A 14,112-nucleotide genomic window follows, 5' to 3' on the forward strand; every position below is an offset into this window, starting at 1 on the left:
TCCTTATCTTAAATTAAGACCTTTGTCTATGGAAAAGGTTTTAAAATATGAAAGTGAGATTAGCGTCTGTAGTATTAGTGTTTAGTTTTTTGTGGTTTACTTCGTGCCAATTACTATCCTCAGAAAAAATTATATATGTTAAGAATGCTTCTGTGGCGTGTGCCGATGATGCATCGCAAAAATGTCTTCAAATAAAAACATCTGAAGATGCGCCGTGGACAAATTTTTCTGGCACCATTGATGGTTTTGATTATGAGGAAGGGAATTTTTATAAATTAAAAGTCTCAGTTAGTTCGGCCGAAAACACTTCTGCGGAAGCGCCACAACCGTCCTACACATTAGTGCGCATAGAAGAACAAACCAAGACCCCATTAACCTTAGATAACGGCTTTTGGATTGTGGTGGACATATTGGATCAAACACGATTGCCGAGAAATCCAGTGTTTAGTATTTCGGAAAATCAGATAAAAGGGAATACAAGTTGCAATAAGTTCTTAGGCTCTTTGGAATTAGATGCTAAAAAATTTAAAACCAGCATTGCCAAAACGACGGATATGGGGTGCAAAACAAATGAGGTCGAGTACTTATTTGTTGAGAACCTGCCTCATGTAAAGCGCTACAAAATTAAGGGCGACAGTTTGTTGCTAATGGATAAGCACAATAAAAAAATAATGGCATGCGTTTATGCACATGACTAATTCCTAACATCTTAAACTATAATTTATGAAAATCATAATAAGCATTTTTACATTAATCTTATTCTCTAACCAATGCGGTCAGAACAACGAATCGAAAGTTGAAGACGCACAAGTTGGGCAAAATCAGGAGGAATTGACCATTACATATGAAGCGCAAACGAGAGGTTTTTACGAAAAAGTATGGGCAGATCAGACAGGAATATTCTTTGCTGATAACCGCGAATTAAACAATGTAAAAACTGCTCAAATTTCTAAGGCCGTTTGGGAAGAACTGATGGCTCTTAAAAATGCTATCAATCTTGATGCCTTGCCAAATTTGAAAGCGCCTTCTGAAAAACGATTTTCGGATGGAGCGCCAATTGGTAGTTTAATTATCAAAACAAAGCAGGCTGAAGTTGAAAGTAGCGAATTTGATCACGGAAATCCGCCACAAGAGATCAAGGCATTGGTAAATAAGTTATTAAGCATCAAGGAAAAGCTCTGAAAAACAATAGATAAATTGTAACTTTGTAGAAAATTTTAGAATGACTATAAAAGCCATACAAGAAGACCTGATAGACGAGTTTTCAATGTTTGAAGATTGGGAGGAACGCTACCAATATATGATAGATCTTGGTAAAACCTTGCCGTTGATTGATGAGCAATACAAAACGCAGGACAACATTATAAAAGGATGCCAAAGTAAAGTTTGGGTCCATGCTGAAATGAAAGATGATAAAGTTGTGTTTACTGCAGATAGTGACGCTATTATCACCAAGGGAATCATCGCTATTTTAATTCGCGTTTTTTCTAATCAAGAACCTAAAGATATTATTGCAGCTGATACTGACTTTATTGATGCTATCGGTCTTAAAGAACATTTGTCGCCAACACGTGCCAACGGATTGGTGAGTATGATCAAGCAATTAAAAATGTATGCTATTGCATACCAAACCCAATTAAATTGAGCTAAGAAGCTTTAAGATTTAGATGTTTTTACACCCCTAAACTCTTAAACTCGTTAACTCCTAAACTTTAAAAAAAATGAGTGATACAATAGATGTTACCGCCTTAGGCGAAAAAATAGTAAGAGTTTTAAAAACAATTTACGATCCAGAAATTCCAGTAGATATTTATGAACTTGGATTGATTTACGATGTGTATGTCAATGAAGATATGGATGTGAAAATTCTGATGACTTTAACCACTCCAAACTGTCCTGTTGCAGAGACCTTGCCTTTGGAAGTTGAAGAAAAAGTGAAATCCTTAAACGAAGTAAAATCTGCTATTGTTGAAATTACTTTCGATCCGCCTTGGACGCAAGAACTGATGAGCGAAGAAGCACGCTTAGAATTGGGCATGCTTTAGTTTAGTCTAGTTTAGTCTGCAGACTGCAGTATTCAGTTTGCAGTTTTCAGTTGATAGTATTTAGTCGATAGCTTTCAACTTTTTGATATGGAATTTGATGGTCACAATTGAGAGTTTCAAAAACGTTCTTAGTTGCCCATTAGCCTAATTAAGAAATTTATCAGCCACCGTTTAAACCTTGATACCCAACAATGCCAAGACACAATCCTAAATCATTAAAAGATAAAGACAAAACAAGTTTAAAGAAGTCTTTTAGTGCCTTGGTGTTCATTCCGCGTTTCTTTAAGGAGATTTGGGCAACCAATAAAAAATTATTTCTTTTATCTGCGTTTTGCCGACTTATTGGAGCGCTCTTGCCTGTCATCATTTTATGGGTTGGAAAGCTTATCATTGATGAGATCATTCTTCAGACCAAAATTGATACGTCTGATTTAACCCAACTTTGGACCTATGTAGCAATTGAATTCGGACTCATAGTGCTTTCGGATTTGATGAGTCGTGCCATTTCTCTAACAGATGGGCTACTGGGCGATGCCTATTCAATTGATTCATCTGTCACCATCATCAAAAAAACCAATCAAATAGACATCAGTCTCTTGGAAGATTCTGAATTCTATGATAAATTGGAACGTGCCAGAATGCAAACCGCAGGCCGTGTCGGGTTATTATCGAACGCGCTTGGGGAAGTGCAAAGTCTGATTTCCATTATAACGCTTATCGCAGGTTTAATTTATTTTGAACCCTATCTGATTATTTTGTTGGTGTTGAGCATTATTCCCTCTTTCATCAACGAAATTTGGTTCAGTCAGGAGCAATATTCTTTGGCAAGAGGTTGGACTGCGGAACGTCGCGAACTCGATTATCTCCGATTTATCGGTGCCAACAACGTAACGGCTAAAGAAATTAAACTTTTTGGGTTGACTGATTTTATCGTAGATCGGTTTAAAAACCTATCCGAAGAATATTTTCAACTGAATAAAAAACTAGCGATCAAACGCTCCGCTCTAGGATTTGTCTTCAACGTTTTAGGTACAATTAGCTATTATGGTGCCTATATTTTTATCATTTATCGCGTTATTTCTGGTGTGATCACACTTGGGGAATTGACTTTCTTATCCGGATCCTTCAATCGATTGACGCGTAATCTTCAGGATTTCTTTTCAAAATTCACAAGAATTACTGAAAGTGCGCTGTATTTGAAAGACTACTTCGAATTTATCGATATTTCCATCGAACCAAAACATAGTGAAGATCAACCGTTGCCTAAAAAGATACAGACAGGTTTCGAATTTAGGAACGTTCGTTTCTCGTATCCTGATTCTGAGCATGAAATTTTAAAAGGGGTCAGTTTTAAAATTGCAGTGGGAGAAAAAATGGCGTTTGTAGGTCAAAATGGTGCCGGTAAAACAACGCTTACCAAGCTTATGTTGCGTTTTTATGAGCCCACTTCTGGTGAGATATTGTTGGATGGCATCAATATTAACCGCTATAAAAGAGACGAATATCAGGAGTTTTTTGGGGTGATTTTTCAAGACTTTTTCCGCTATGAATTTACGGTTAGAGAGAATATTGCCATTGGTGATATTTCAGAATTGGACAATCAAGAGAAAATTGAAAATGCAGCTCGATTAAGTTTGGCCGATGAGGTGATTGCAGGCTTTAAAAAAGGTTATGACCAACAACTTGGGAAACGTTTTTATAAAGGTCAGGAACTTTCTGGTGGGCAATGGCAAAAAGTAGCGTTGGCAAGAGCTTATATGAAAGATGCTGAGGTCATGATTTTAGATGAGCCTACATCAGCATTAGATGCCAAAGCGGAGAGTGATGTTTTTAAACGGTTTATTGGCTTAACGCAAGGTAAAACGAGCATTATTATCTCCCATAGGTTTAGCACCGTAAGACAAGCTGATAGAATTTTGGTGTTGGAAGAAGGCAAGGTTTTAGAAATAGGCACTCACTTAGAATTGATGGGAAATGACGCCTTGTATGCGCAATTGTTTCAGTTGCAAGCGGAAGGCTATCAATAGTAAGGTGATTCTCCACACGACATTATAAATCAAAAAATCATAAAAATTCGGAAGGCGTTGACGCGATGCGTTATCCTATCAGTGCACCAAGTAGTTTCAAAATAGAAAGGGATTAATAAATAGCTTATTTTTGTAATATGGAAAATGAAATTATCAATAGAGTAGCCAATAGTAAATTGGTGGTTGTAGATCTTGAAGATTATTATCCGAAAGGCCCGCGTACTGTTCTTGATATTAAAGATTGGTTGTTTCAGGAATTAGTGTTGCGTGAAAAGGATTTTAGAGAACATGTTAAGCAACATGACTGGGAGCAATATCAAGGTCATTATGTGGCGTTAACCTGTTCATCAGATGCTATTATCCCAGGTTGGGCCTATATGTTGATCACGATGAATTTGGAACCCTATGCGAAAAGTATCGTTATTGGCGATTTGGAGCAATTGGAAACTTCAATTTATCAGGAGATTATTCAGAATTTGGATACCTCTGCTTTTGTAGATCAACCGCTGATCATAAAAGGATGTTCCAACAAGCCTGTACCTACGAATGCTTACATCATGCTGTCCCAAAAATTAAAACCACTTGCAAGGTCCATTATGTATGGCGAAGCCTGCTCTTCGGTGCCCTTGTACAAAAGGAAATAATAATCCTTTTGAAGACATTTCAATATTATCGTATCTTTGCACGCTTTTAAAATAAATTAGTAGAATTTAAAACAGTGAATTATGAGAAATAAAGTACTATTAAGCTTTGTCTTAATGTTGACTATGTCATTTGGTTTTGCACAAACCAAAGAGGAGCTACAAGCTCAGAAATCAGAAAAACAAGCAGTTGCTGATGCAGCACAAGCTGAAGCAAATGCAATTCAAGCACAAATTGACGCCCTTCCAGGTTGGAAAAAAGGTGCGTTTGGTGTGATTGGTGGAAGTTTATCAAACTTCAACAATTGGTATTCTCAAGGATCGCCTAACAACAGTTCAGGTAACATCGGTATCAACTTTAATGCTTATGCAAATAAGTTAGAGGATACTTATTTCTGGAGAAACTCTTTAACAGTTAACTTAGCGTGGGTTAAGTTTGATGATAAAGACAATCCAAATGATGATGATAGTTTCAGACCATCAACTGACGTATTCAATATCTCTTCTTTATACGGAAGAAAATTGAGCGATAAATGGGCTGCTTCTGCTTTAGGAGAATACAGAACTACTATCCTTAACAACTTCAACGATCCTGGATATTTAGATTTAGGTGTTGGTTTTACATGGACACCAACTGACAATTTAATTGTTGTGATCCACCCATTGAACTACAACTTTGTATTTGCTGACAATGACGCTATCTTCAATTCATCTTTAGGTGCTAAAGTTGTGGCTGACTATACAAGAAAAATTGGTGCGATTAACTTTAAATCTAACTTGTCTGCTTTTTACAGCTACGAAGATTCAGATTTATCTAACTGGACATGGAGCAACGCATTTAGCTACACACTTTGGAAGAATATTGGTGTAGGATTTGACTTTGCATTAAGAAGCAACAAACAAGAGGCTTTAAACTATGCATATGGAAAATACAACCCAATTGCTGTTCCAGCACAAACAGAGCCTACATTTGATAATGTAGACAATGATTTACAAACATATTATACAGTAGGTTTGACTTACAAATTCTAAGTTCAACACTACCTTCATAAAAAAAATGCTACCTGATTGGGTAGCATTTTTTGTTTGTAATGTATTGAAGTGATTATTCTTCCTCTTCTTGGTAATCTGGATAAAGAAAGTTGTTATAAGGGAAACGAGCCACGTGAATGTCTCTTACTTCATCATACACACGTTTTTTAAACGCTTCCATATTCTCTTTGTTTAACGCAGAAATAAAAATGGCGTCATTCCCAATTTTATTCATCCAGGTCTTTTTCCATTCCTCAAGTGAATAATTTGCCTTGGTTCTTACCGCAACCAAATCATCTTTGTCAAAAGGTACAGCTTCATAAGCGTCGATTTTATTGAAAACCATAATGGTTGGCTTATTTGCACTGTCAATTTCACCTAGAATTTTATCAACTGAGGCAATTTGGTCTTCAAAGTTAGGGTGCGAAATGTCTACCACATGTAATAGCAAATCGGCCTCACGAACTTCATCTAACGTGCTTTTGAAGGATTCTACCAATTGCGTAGGAAGCTTTCTAATGAAACCTACGGTATCCGTCATTAAAAACGGAAGGTTGCCAATAACTACTTTTCGCACAGTGGTGTCTAAGGTTGCAAACAATTTATCTTCTGCAAACACTTCGCTTTTACTAATGACGTTCATTAATGTAGATTTCCCAACGTTGGTATACCCCACCAATGCAACGCGTACTAACTGACCTCTATTGCCACGTTGTACCGACTGTTGACGGTCAATAGTTTTGATTTTTTCCTTTAAAAGTGAAATTCTGTCGCGAACAATACGTCTATCCGTTTCAATTTCAGTTTCCCCAGGACCACGCATTCCAATACCACCTTTTTGACGTTCCAAATGCGTCCACATTCCTTTTAGGCGTGGAAGTAAGTATTCGCATTGTGCTAATTCAACCTGTGTTCTCGCGTAACTTGTTTGTGCACGTTGGGCAAAAATATCGAGGATAAGGTTGGTTCTATCCAATACCTTGCATTCTAATAGTTTACTAATATTGCGTTCTTGTGCTGCTGATAATTCGTCATCAAAAATGGCAGTCCCAATCTCGTTCTCTTTGATAAATTCGGCGACTTCCTGCATTTTCCCAGTCCCAATAAAGGTCTTAGGATTTGGCATTTCCATTTTTTGTGTGAAGCGTTTTACGACTTCCCCGCCAGCGGTATACGTTAAGAATTCGAGTTCATCTAAATATTCTTTAGACTGTTCTTCATTCTGTGCCTTGGTGACAACACCAATTAAAACGGCTTTCTCTAAATTAATATCTTTTTTCTCTAGCATAAATCTGATTAAAACACAAAGTTACATAATTGATTGGCTATCATTTAGTATTTTTAGGACTTAAATTATTAAAGTGATTCCTCAACATCCCAATTCTGATATTCATACCATTGCCTTTTACAACACTGAGAATCTGTTTGATCACATAGATGATCCGCTTATTTTGAAAGCCGATTTTCTAGAAAAGACAACGAAAAAATGGAATAAAGAGCGGTATGAAAATAAAATCTATAAAACAGGAAAAGCCATTTCTAAAATAGGCTTTACGGATGCACAAAAGCCTCCAGCACTCGTTGGCTTGGCAGAAGTTGAAAATGATAAGGTGTTGACCGATTTGGTGCAGAGTAGGTACCTAAAACCTTATAATTACGACTTTGTACATTATAATTCGCCCGATGAAAGAGGAATTGATGTGGCTTTGCTGTACGACAAAAGCAGTTTTCGGTTAGAGTCTTCTGAAACTATCATGCTTCATGTTGAGAGCGAAGTTGGCGTTAGGGATTATACAAGGGATATTCTTAAAGTTAGTGGCTATTTAAAGGACGAAAGAATTCATGTTTTGGTCAATCATTGGCCGTCCAGACACCAAGAGTCCGATGCAACGGGTCATAAACGCATGACGGCTGCTCAGCGAGTTATCGATCTTATGAATGACATTCTTAAGGAAGAACGCGATGCAAAAATTATGGTGATGGGCGATTTTAATGATAATCCTAAAAACGAAAGTATTCAGTATTTAAAGAATGCGCATCAGCTTTATAATCCGATGGAATCGTTGCTATCTTACACAAGAGGCAGTGCGAATCATAGCTTCAAATGGATTTTATTTGATCAGATTTTGATGACCAACAATTTATTGTCGCCTCAAAATGGTGGACTTCAATTTTTGAAGGCCGATATTTTTGATGATAAATTTTTAACCCAATATGAAGGTAAATATAAGGGGCAACCTTTTAGAACCTATGAGGGCAAAAAATATAAAGGTGGTTATAGTGATCACTTTCCAGTCTACGTCCAATTAGAGCGTAAAACAGGGCTGTTAAACGGTAATGAATTTGTTGCTGAGCATTAAAATGGTTTTAGATAGGAAACCAATTTCTAAATCACTTTCAAGAATAATACCGCCAAAAACACAGCTACTACAGGAATTAGCCATAGAGTCAGCGTGCTATAACCCGAGGATTTCTTTTGGATGGCATTCATGATTTTACGTTTCTTGCCGCTGTATTGAATCCAGTTTATAAAATATAGGATAAAGAACGCAAACACAAGCAGTATCCAGGCGTTTGTTGCAGACATGGTGTCTACATGCATTTGTTTGAAAAACTCTGCAAAAAAGACCCCTAAAACCAGAAGTAATGAGGCTTGGACAAGAGTGATGTATAAAATAGAAATTTTATTAGCCTTCGCCTTATAGGCAGTCTTCTTATAGTTATTAAAACTATTGAAAAATAATTGGTCGAAAATCGTCATAGGCGGCAAAAATAATCAAATAAACCTCTTCATCGTAAAGTTATTTTAGTCTGACGTTAAAAGAAATACATCATCAATTTGGTACGATCCATCCAAGGTGGTGTCGGTTCCTGATCCTGTCACTTTAAAGGCGACATGCAAGGTCCCTGTATATGAGGAAAGATCAATCAAGCCGGAGTAGACATATTCATACCAAGGGTTGCTTTGAGATGGGAGGGCGGCTTCTACGGCAATCCAAGTAGCATCCAGGGCATTTGTACCGTTATAATTTGTAGAGACCATTACTTCAAGAGTGTTATTGGGAGAATCCAAATGATGTTGTGCTGCCCTAAAGTATAAAAACTCATTAGATTGTGCATTCATATTGAACCCAGGCGTTATCAACCACCCGATATTTAATGGAGCGCGCGAACCAAAAGTGCCGAATTCAGTAAAGCCATTGCCTTCAAGGTTTTTCTCACGCCATTTTGTAGTGCCCGCTTCGGCAAAGTTTGTCCAACCTTTAAAATTTAAATTGGTATTATGCTTCGCAGATTCAAAATCTTCCTTAAATATCACAGTAAAATCGTCCATTTTTAAGGGTGTACATCTACTATTGGTCATGGAAATATCGGTAATATCGTTTAAAGCGATTACTAATTTGGTGCCATCATATGTTTTTGAAACAACGCCTGCTATACTCCCATTTCCTGTAGGTAACAACACATCTTTAAACGCAGCAAAGGAGCTTGTTTCTAAAGTGAACTTTGAATACCCAATTGTTCCTGAGCAACTTTGAAGCTGTCTTAACGTGTCAAAATCCTCTTTAGAATCAAAATAACGTTTCCCATCTAGGTTGGTGGGGAATTCGACCCCGCTCAACTTTGCGTAAATGCCGATGTGACTACTGTTTACTTGAGAAAGTGTAAGCGCTAACGGCATCATTTCTAAGGTTGTTGAAGATCGAAACATGTTTTGGGTTCTCTGATTCTCAGTTAAGCGTTGAACAATAGTACCGAATTGATTGGTTTTTGTGGTTCCGCCGATGGTTACCACACCATTTCCCACGCGTTCTTCACCAATATACAGCCCTTTTAATTTGATATAAACCTCTCTTCCAAAGTTATATTGGTTATAACTGTCCACTTGATTCACGATAACCTTGATGCCCGCCGTAGGATGTTGTGCTGCATTCTGAATAAATAGTTCCTTAAAAAAGTTTCCTGATTTATCAGAGGAACTCACATATCCTTTGATGTAAATGTTATTATCAATAAGCACCGGGAGCGAATTGTTGTTGGTATATTTTGCTTTCAAATCTGTAAAGGAAATTTCAGTAGCACCACTTGTCAGAAGTGCGTCTAAGCCTTTATTTTCTTCAATTCCCAAATCTTCTGGGATTGAAAAATCGTCGTCTTGTACACATGAAGTTGTAGCAAATATTGCTGCCATAATAACGAATACCCGGAATACTTTATATATCTTAATCATGGCAGCTCTTTTTGATTTCTTATTTAAAATTTGATTTTAAAATCTCACATACACGTTTAAAAAGTAGGTGGCACCTCGTCCGTACCAATATTTTGAACCAAACACAGGCGTATCGTGATTGGCATCTTCCTTTAACTCTCTGTAATTGGCATTTCTGCCTTGTTCAAATCCTCCTGTTTTATGTACGGTGTCTAGCAAATTGTTTATGCTCGCAAAAAAGCCTAAATAATAGTGGTCTATCTTCCAAGATTTTCCGCCAACAAGATTTACAATCATATAATGATCAAATTTCTCTTGTTTTAAAAGCTGTTTTGCCACTTCAGGGTCATAATCAATAAAAGGCAATCCATCAGCATCAGTATAAAAATTTCGAGATCGGGTTAACGGGTTGGTGTCTACATAGGTGTCATCGAAAAAATTGGCAGTAGCTCCAAACCACCAATAGTCGGGGTCACGATATTCAAAGCCGACAGAATAAGCGGTTTGAGGTCCGTTGGACAATCTGTAATTTTTTAACGATGCTTCCCCAATTTCGATACCGCTAGGATTGGTAAAACTCGAAGACGTCAAGTATAAATTTGGGTTGTTGCTATAGGTATATTGACCTAATGAGCCAGCACCTTTTAATTTAATTGTTGGTGTAATTTGTGCCTCAATACCCAATTCTACTCCAAAATGTTGCTTGTCAATACCCTGTAAAATCTCTTGAACAAATGCTGAGGTTTGGTTTTCGGTGATTTCAAAACTGCTCAACCCATTGGCATAATAAAATGAAATTTCGTTAGCATCGGCAATCTGCATATAAAACCCCGTAAGTTTGGCTTTCACGATAGAAGAACGGAAGATATAACTAGCATCTGCCGAGATGATTTTTTCTTCGGTAATATTTTTGACCACATTATGATTTTCCCGAGAGTTGGAATAGGTGTTTCTGAGTGAAGGCGCTTTTGAGAGGTATGCTGCATTCATGGCTAATACATGTTTTCCAGTGATTTTATAGGTGATTCCTCCTTTAGCACCTAAACCGGTAAAATTTAATTTAGCACCTTTTCCAAACGAATTCTCTTCATAAACTTCATGTTGATACCGTCCGTCACGTTGATAAGCGGTTTGTGTGACATTTAAAGCAGCAAAAAAATCTACCTTACTGTATTTAAATTGTGCCTGGGCAAATCCGGAAATGACGGTCGCGTTAAGCAGGTAATTGTACCTGAAGCGTTCGCCTTCCCCAACAATTCTATTGGGGTTTTTTAAATCATATTGGATGTTGTCAAACGAGTCTACATTTAACGCGCCATTTGCCCCTAATAAATCGGTGATTTCAGCAAAATTATCCGAATTAAGATGGTTAAAGTTTAAAAATCCATTCACGGTGATGTGGTCCGTGATATCAGAAATAAAAATCGTGTTAGCTGTGAGTTGTGTATCATCATTGCGGTCTTCATACAATAAATACGCCGCCGAGGATCCGCTGCTATTATTGGTGATGTTGGCATCATAAATCCTGCGCCAATCAATTTGTCCATCTTTCAAAAATTCTTGTTCTAAAAGATACGCGGTGGTATAATCAGGGCCATTAGAATTGGCTAACGCATAACTAGGCAGTTTTTGATAATAGGCGCCACTAGGGTTGGCGCCTCCAGGATAATCCAAACGGCTATTTCCCGTTTTGCCAAATTGATAGCCTATGTTGGTGTTCAGGGTCGTATTCTTATTTATTTCCCAATAATGATTGAGCATCAAAATAGGTTCGCTGACTTCCTTCACGCGTGAATTTCGCTTTTCACCATTTTGATAACCCCAATATTCATTATAGGTAATGCCTTTAAGATCGTAAACTTCTTGAGTGTTGGGTGATGATTTTCCTCTACGGTTTGGCGTATAAATGGTGGTAAGGTTAAGACTATGTTTCTCATCAATTTTCTTTTCGATAGCTGCGAAAAACGAATTGGAATCATAAAAAGTAGCCTCTTGAAAACCTTCCTCTCCCCAGCGTTTGCCGACAGCTGCAGCTATTGCCCAATCACCTTGCATCATTCCTGTAGCGTAACTGCCAATCACACGATTGGTATAACTTCTGTCAGAAGATGAATAGGTTAATCGGCCACCTTTTTTATATTCTGAAGCTCGGGTATTGATATTGGTTGACCCAAGCACGCCGCCAAACGTGTAGTTTGAGGGCGTTAAGTTGGTCGCTAATTCTTGATTTCGGACCACATCATTTAAACCGCCCCAATTGCTCCATTGCGGTCTGCCATTATACAATTTGTTCATTTCAATCCCGTTCATCAGAATAGTGCCATTTTCAGAGCCCAAGCCTCTAATGCTAAAAAAGGAGGAACTGAATTCAAAAGCTGCTGTTCGTTGGAAGATATCCTGTGAAGATTGTAAAAGCCCAGAAACATTGTCGGCACCGCCCGTTGTGTCGTCATTCAATTCGTCGTCAGAAAGTGTAACGGTAAACATGTCCACCGAATCAGCAACGTTAATATCAAGCATCATATCGCTGATATCCAAAGTTTGACCCTCGTAAATGATGATGGGAAACCGTTTTGTAAGGTACCCACTTTTTTCAATTTTTAGAATCTGTTCTCCTAACGGAATAGTTGCCGTAAAACTAAATTTTCCTTCAGCATCAGTTTCTGTGGTTTGAAGTGTTTCCTCAATGGTGATTTTTACGCCAGGAATGGGAGAGAGGGTTGTGCCATCTATAACACTTCCTCTTAAAACAGTTTGTTGAGCGACTGCAGAAAAGGCAAAACAACCAAATAAAAAAAGCATGGTATAATTTTTCATAGGCTACTTTTTTATTTGATATGTCAAACTCGAGTTCTGACAAGAAGTGATGGTTATCTAAGTGTAGGTATTCTTACAAAATTGTCAGATTGATAACATTTGAAATAATTGCTCTGTTTATTTAAAAATCAGATAATTAGCAGTATCAAATGTAGGTTATTTATAATAAAGATTTACATTTGATTCAGGAATATTGCAAGCACACAAAAACAATTTGTAAAATGAAATTACAGACCTTATGCTTCAGTCTTGTGTTAGTAGTGTTTGCTTCCAATCTGTGGTCACAAGAGCCAAAGAAATTTAAGATTCATACCGTAGCGTTTTACAATCTGGAAAACTTTTTTGATACTATCAATGATCCTATCAAGTTTGATGAGTCGAGCCCGATGATGGAATTAAATACGGGACGCTCAGCGGTGTATGAAAAAAAGGTGAGCAACATGGCGCGTGTTATTGCGGATATAGGCGCTGATGGCGCTCATAATGGGCCGGCTATTTTGGGAGTTTCAGAAGTTGAAAATAGAAGTGTTTTGGTCGATTTGGTTAATGATCCGCTATTGTTAGGCAAGGATTATGGCATTATTCATTATGAATCTCCAGATATACGCGGCATTGATGTGGCCATGATTTATCAAAAGGCACTTTTTCAGCCGATTTCCACAAGTAGTCATACCTTAAAAATTTATGATGAAACAACTAAGAATCGCGTGCATACAAGAGATCAACTTTTGGTTAGTGGAAAACTAGATGGCGATTTGATTCATATTATCGTCAACCATTGGCCTTCGCGAAGTGGTGGCGAAGAACGTAGTCGTAGTAAGCGAATTGCCGCAGCGAAACTCAATAAAAGACTTATTGATTCTTTGCAGATTGTCGATCCCTACGCCAAGATTATTACGATGGGCGATTTAAATGATGACCCCAACAATGCGAGTTTAAAAGAGGTATTGAATGCAAAGCCTGATAAGGAACAACTAAATTTAAAAGACCTCTACAATCCGTATGAAAATTTCCATAAAAACGGATTGGGCACAACGGCATATCGTGATGCTTGGAGTTTGTTCGATCAGATTTTAATGTCGCAATCTTTATTGGAAAAGGATTATTCGTCATTCCGATTTTACAAAGCCTTTATCTATAATAAGAATTACTTGACTACCAAACGCGGACGTTGGAAAGGGTATCCGTTTAGAAGTTTTTCAGATGGCGGATTTACGGGTGGTTTTAGTGACCATTTTCCCGTGTACGTCTATCTGATTAAAGAAGTGCCATAACTACTATATAGAAATAAAAAAAAGCCACTTTCAAACGAAAGTGGCTTTATAAATTTATAAAAATGA

At 37.5% G+C, this 14,112-nt stretch carries 13 protein-coding genes; 9 read left to right on the top strand and 4 right to left on the bottom strand.

Translation table 11 applies throughout. The features are described 5' to 3' along the window. Nucleotides 1–47: 47 nt before the first annotated feature. From Q0947_RS07170 to Q0947_RS07200, 7 genes are all read left to right on the top strand, one after another. Complete coding sequence (locus Q0947_RS07170; RefSeq protein WP_299394441.1) at nt 48–698, top strand: DUF4377 domain-containing protein; 651 nt, start codon at nt 48–50, stop codon at nt 696–698. A gap of 25 nt (nt 699–723) precedes the next feature. Next, nucleotides 724–1,182, top strand: a complete 459-nt coding sequence (locus tag Q0947_RS07175) for a hypothetical protein (RefSeq protein WP_299394444.1) — start codon at nt 724–726, stop codon at nt 1,180–1,182. Between the two features lie 40 nt (nt 1,183–1,222). Then, nucleotides 1,223–1,645, top strand: coding sequence for a SufE family protein (locus Q0947_RS07180; RefSeq protein ID WP_299394449.1), 423 nt, complete (start codon nt 1,223–1,225; stop codon nt 1,643–1,645). Between the two features lie 76 nt (nt 1,646–1,721). Then, on the top strand, nt 1,722–2,045 hold the full coding sequence (locus Q0947_RS07185) for an iron-sulfur cluster assembly protein (protein WP_133756813.1): 324 nt from the start codon (nt 1,722–1,724) through the stop codon (nt 2,043–2,045). 191 nt (nt 2,046–2,236) lie between these two features. Continuing rightward, on the top strand, nt 2,237–4,072 hold the full coding sequence (locus tag Q0947_RS07190; protein WP_299394459.1) for an ABC transporter ATP-binding protein: 1,836 nt from the start codon (nt 2,237–2,239) through the stop codon (nt 4,070–4,072). Between the two features lie 137 nt (nt 4,073–4,209). Beyond that, nucleotides 4,210–4,716, top strand: a complete 507-nt coding sequence (locus tag Q0947_RS07195; protein ID WP_299394464.1) for a DUF2480 family protein — start codon at nt 4,210–4,212, stop codon at nt 4,714–4,716. An 81-nt stretch (nt 4,717–4,797) separates the two neighbouring features. Beyond that, a complete protein-coding gene (locus Q0947_RS07200; protein WP_299394467.1) occupies nt 4,798–5,745 on the top strand; it encodes a DUF3078 domain-containing protein in 948 nt (315 codons plus the stop codon). Nucleotides 5,746–5,818: 73 nt separating this feature from the next. On the opposite strand, the gene hflX is transcribed toward Q0947_RS07200, so the two are convergent. Further along, nucleotides 5,819–7,033 (bottom strand): GTPase HflX, encoded by a 1,215-nt coding sequence (hflX, locus tag Q0947_RS07205; RefSeq protein WP_299394472.1) that lies wholly within the window; start codon nt 7,031–7,033, stop codon nt 5,819–5,821. Nucleotides 7,034–7,106: 73 nt separating this feature from the next. Between hflX and Q0947_RS07210 the strand changes: the two genes are divergently transcribed. Further along, nucleotides 7,107–8,105, top strand: coding sequence for an endonuclease (locus Q0947_RS07210; RefSeq protein ID WP_299394476.1), 999 nt, complete (start codon nt 7,107–7,109; stop codon nt 8,103–8,105). Nucleotides 8,106–8,131: 26 nt separating this feature from the next. Here the strand turns inward: Q0947_RS07210 and Q0947_RS07215 are convergent, their stop codons facing one another. The 3 genes from Q0947_RS07215 to Q0947_RS07225 are packed head-to-tail and all read right to left on the bottom strand — an operon-like array spanning nt 8,132 to nt 12,772. Next, on the bottom strand, nt 8,132–8,506 hold the full coding sequence (locus tag Q0947_RS07215) for a hypothetical protein (protein ID WP_299394481.1): 375 nt from the start codon (nt 8,504–8,506) through the stop codon (nt 8,132–8,134). A gap of 45 nt (nt 8,507–8,551) precedes the next feature. Further along, entirely contained in the window at nt 8,552–9,976 is a 1,425-nt protein-coding gene (locus Q0947_RS07220) for a DUF5689 domain-containing protein (RefSeq protein ID WP_299394485.1), read from the bottom strand. Nucleotides 9,977–10,012: 36 nt separating this feature from the next. Continuing rightward, nucleotides 10,013–12,772 (bottom strand): TonB-dependent receptor, encoded by a 2,760-nt coding sequence (locus Q0947_RS07225; RefSeq protein WP_299394486.1) that lies wholly within the window; start codon nt 12,770–12,772, stop codon nt 10,013–10,015. A 221-nt stretch (nt 12,773–12,993) separates the two neighbouring features. Between Q0947_RS07225 and Q0947_RS07230 the strand changes: the two genes are divergently transcribed. Next, nucleotides 12,994–14,046 (top strand): endonuclease/exonuclease/phosphatase family protein, encoded by a 1,053-nt coding sequence (locus tag Q0947_RS07230; protein ID WP_299394489.1) that lies wholly within the window; start codon nt 12,994–12,996, stop codon nt 14,044–14,046. Nucleotides 14,047–14,112: the final 66 nt, after the last annotated feature.

Origin of the sequence: uncultured Gelidibacter sp., assembly GCF_947500795.1 — a bacterium.
Taxonomy (GTDB): domain Bacteria; phylum Bacteroidota; class Bacteroidia; order Flavobacteriales; family Flavobacteriaceae; genus Gelidibacter.

Bases quoted from the DNA above. Each gene is read 5' to 3' on its own strand.
- Q0947_RS07185 (WP_133756813.1), top strand. From the start codon at position 1,722: ATGAGTGATACAATAGATGTTACCGCCTTAGGCGAAAAAATAGTAAGA.
- Q0947_RS07200 (WP_299394467.1), top strand. From the start codon at position 4,798: ATGAGAAATAAAGTACTATTAAGCTTTGTCTTAATGTTGACTATGTCA.
- Q0947_RS07225 (WP_299394486.1), bottom strand. From the start codon at position 12,772: ATGAAAAATTATACCATGCTTTTTTTATTTGGTTGTTTTGCCTTTTCT.
- Q0947_RS07175 (WP_299394444.1), top strand. From the start codon at position 724: ATGAAAATCATAATAAGCATTTTTACATTAATCTTATTCTCTAACCAA.
- Q0947_RS07215 (WP_299394481.1), bottom strand. From the start codon at position 8,506: ATGACGATTTTCGACCAATTATTTTTCAATAGTTTTAATAACTATAAG.
- Q0947_RS07220 (WP_299394485.1), bottom strand. From the start codon at position 9,976: ATGATTAAGATATATAAAGTATTCCGGGTATTCGTTATTATGGCAGCA.
- Q0947_RS07195 (WP_299394464.1), top strand. From the start codon at position 4,210: ATGGAAAATGAAATTATCAATAGAGTAGCCAATAGTAAATTGGTGGTT.
- hflX (WP_299394472.1), bottom strand. From the start codon at position 7,033: ATGCTAGAGAAAAAAGATATTAATTTAGAGAAAGCCGTTTTAATTGGT.
- Q0947_RS07180 (WP_299394449.1), top strand. From the start codon at position 1,223: ATGACTATAAAAGCCATACAAGAAGACCTGATAGACGAGTTTTCAATG.
- Q0947_RS07170 (WP_299394441.1), top strand. From the start codon at position 48: ATGAAAGTGAGATTAGCGTCTGTAGTATTAGTGTTTAGTTTTTTGTGG.
- Q0947_RS07230 (WP_299394489.1), top strand. From the start codon at position 12,994: ATGAAATTACAGACCTTATGCTTCAGTCTTGTGTTAGTAGTGTTTGCT.
- Q0947_RS07190 (WP_299394459.1), top strand. From the start codon at position 2,237: ATGCCAAGACACAATCCTAAATCATTAAAAGATAAAGACAAAACAAGT.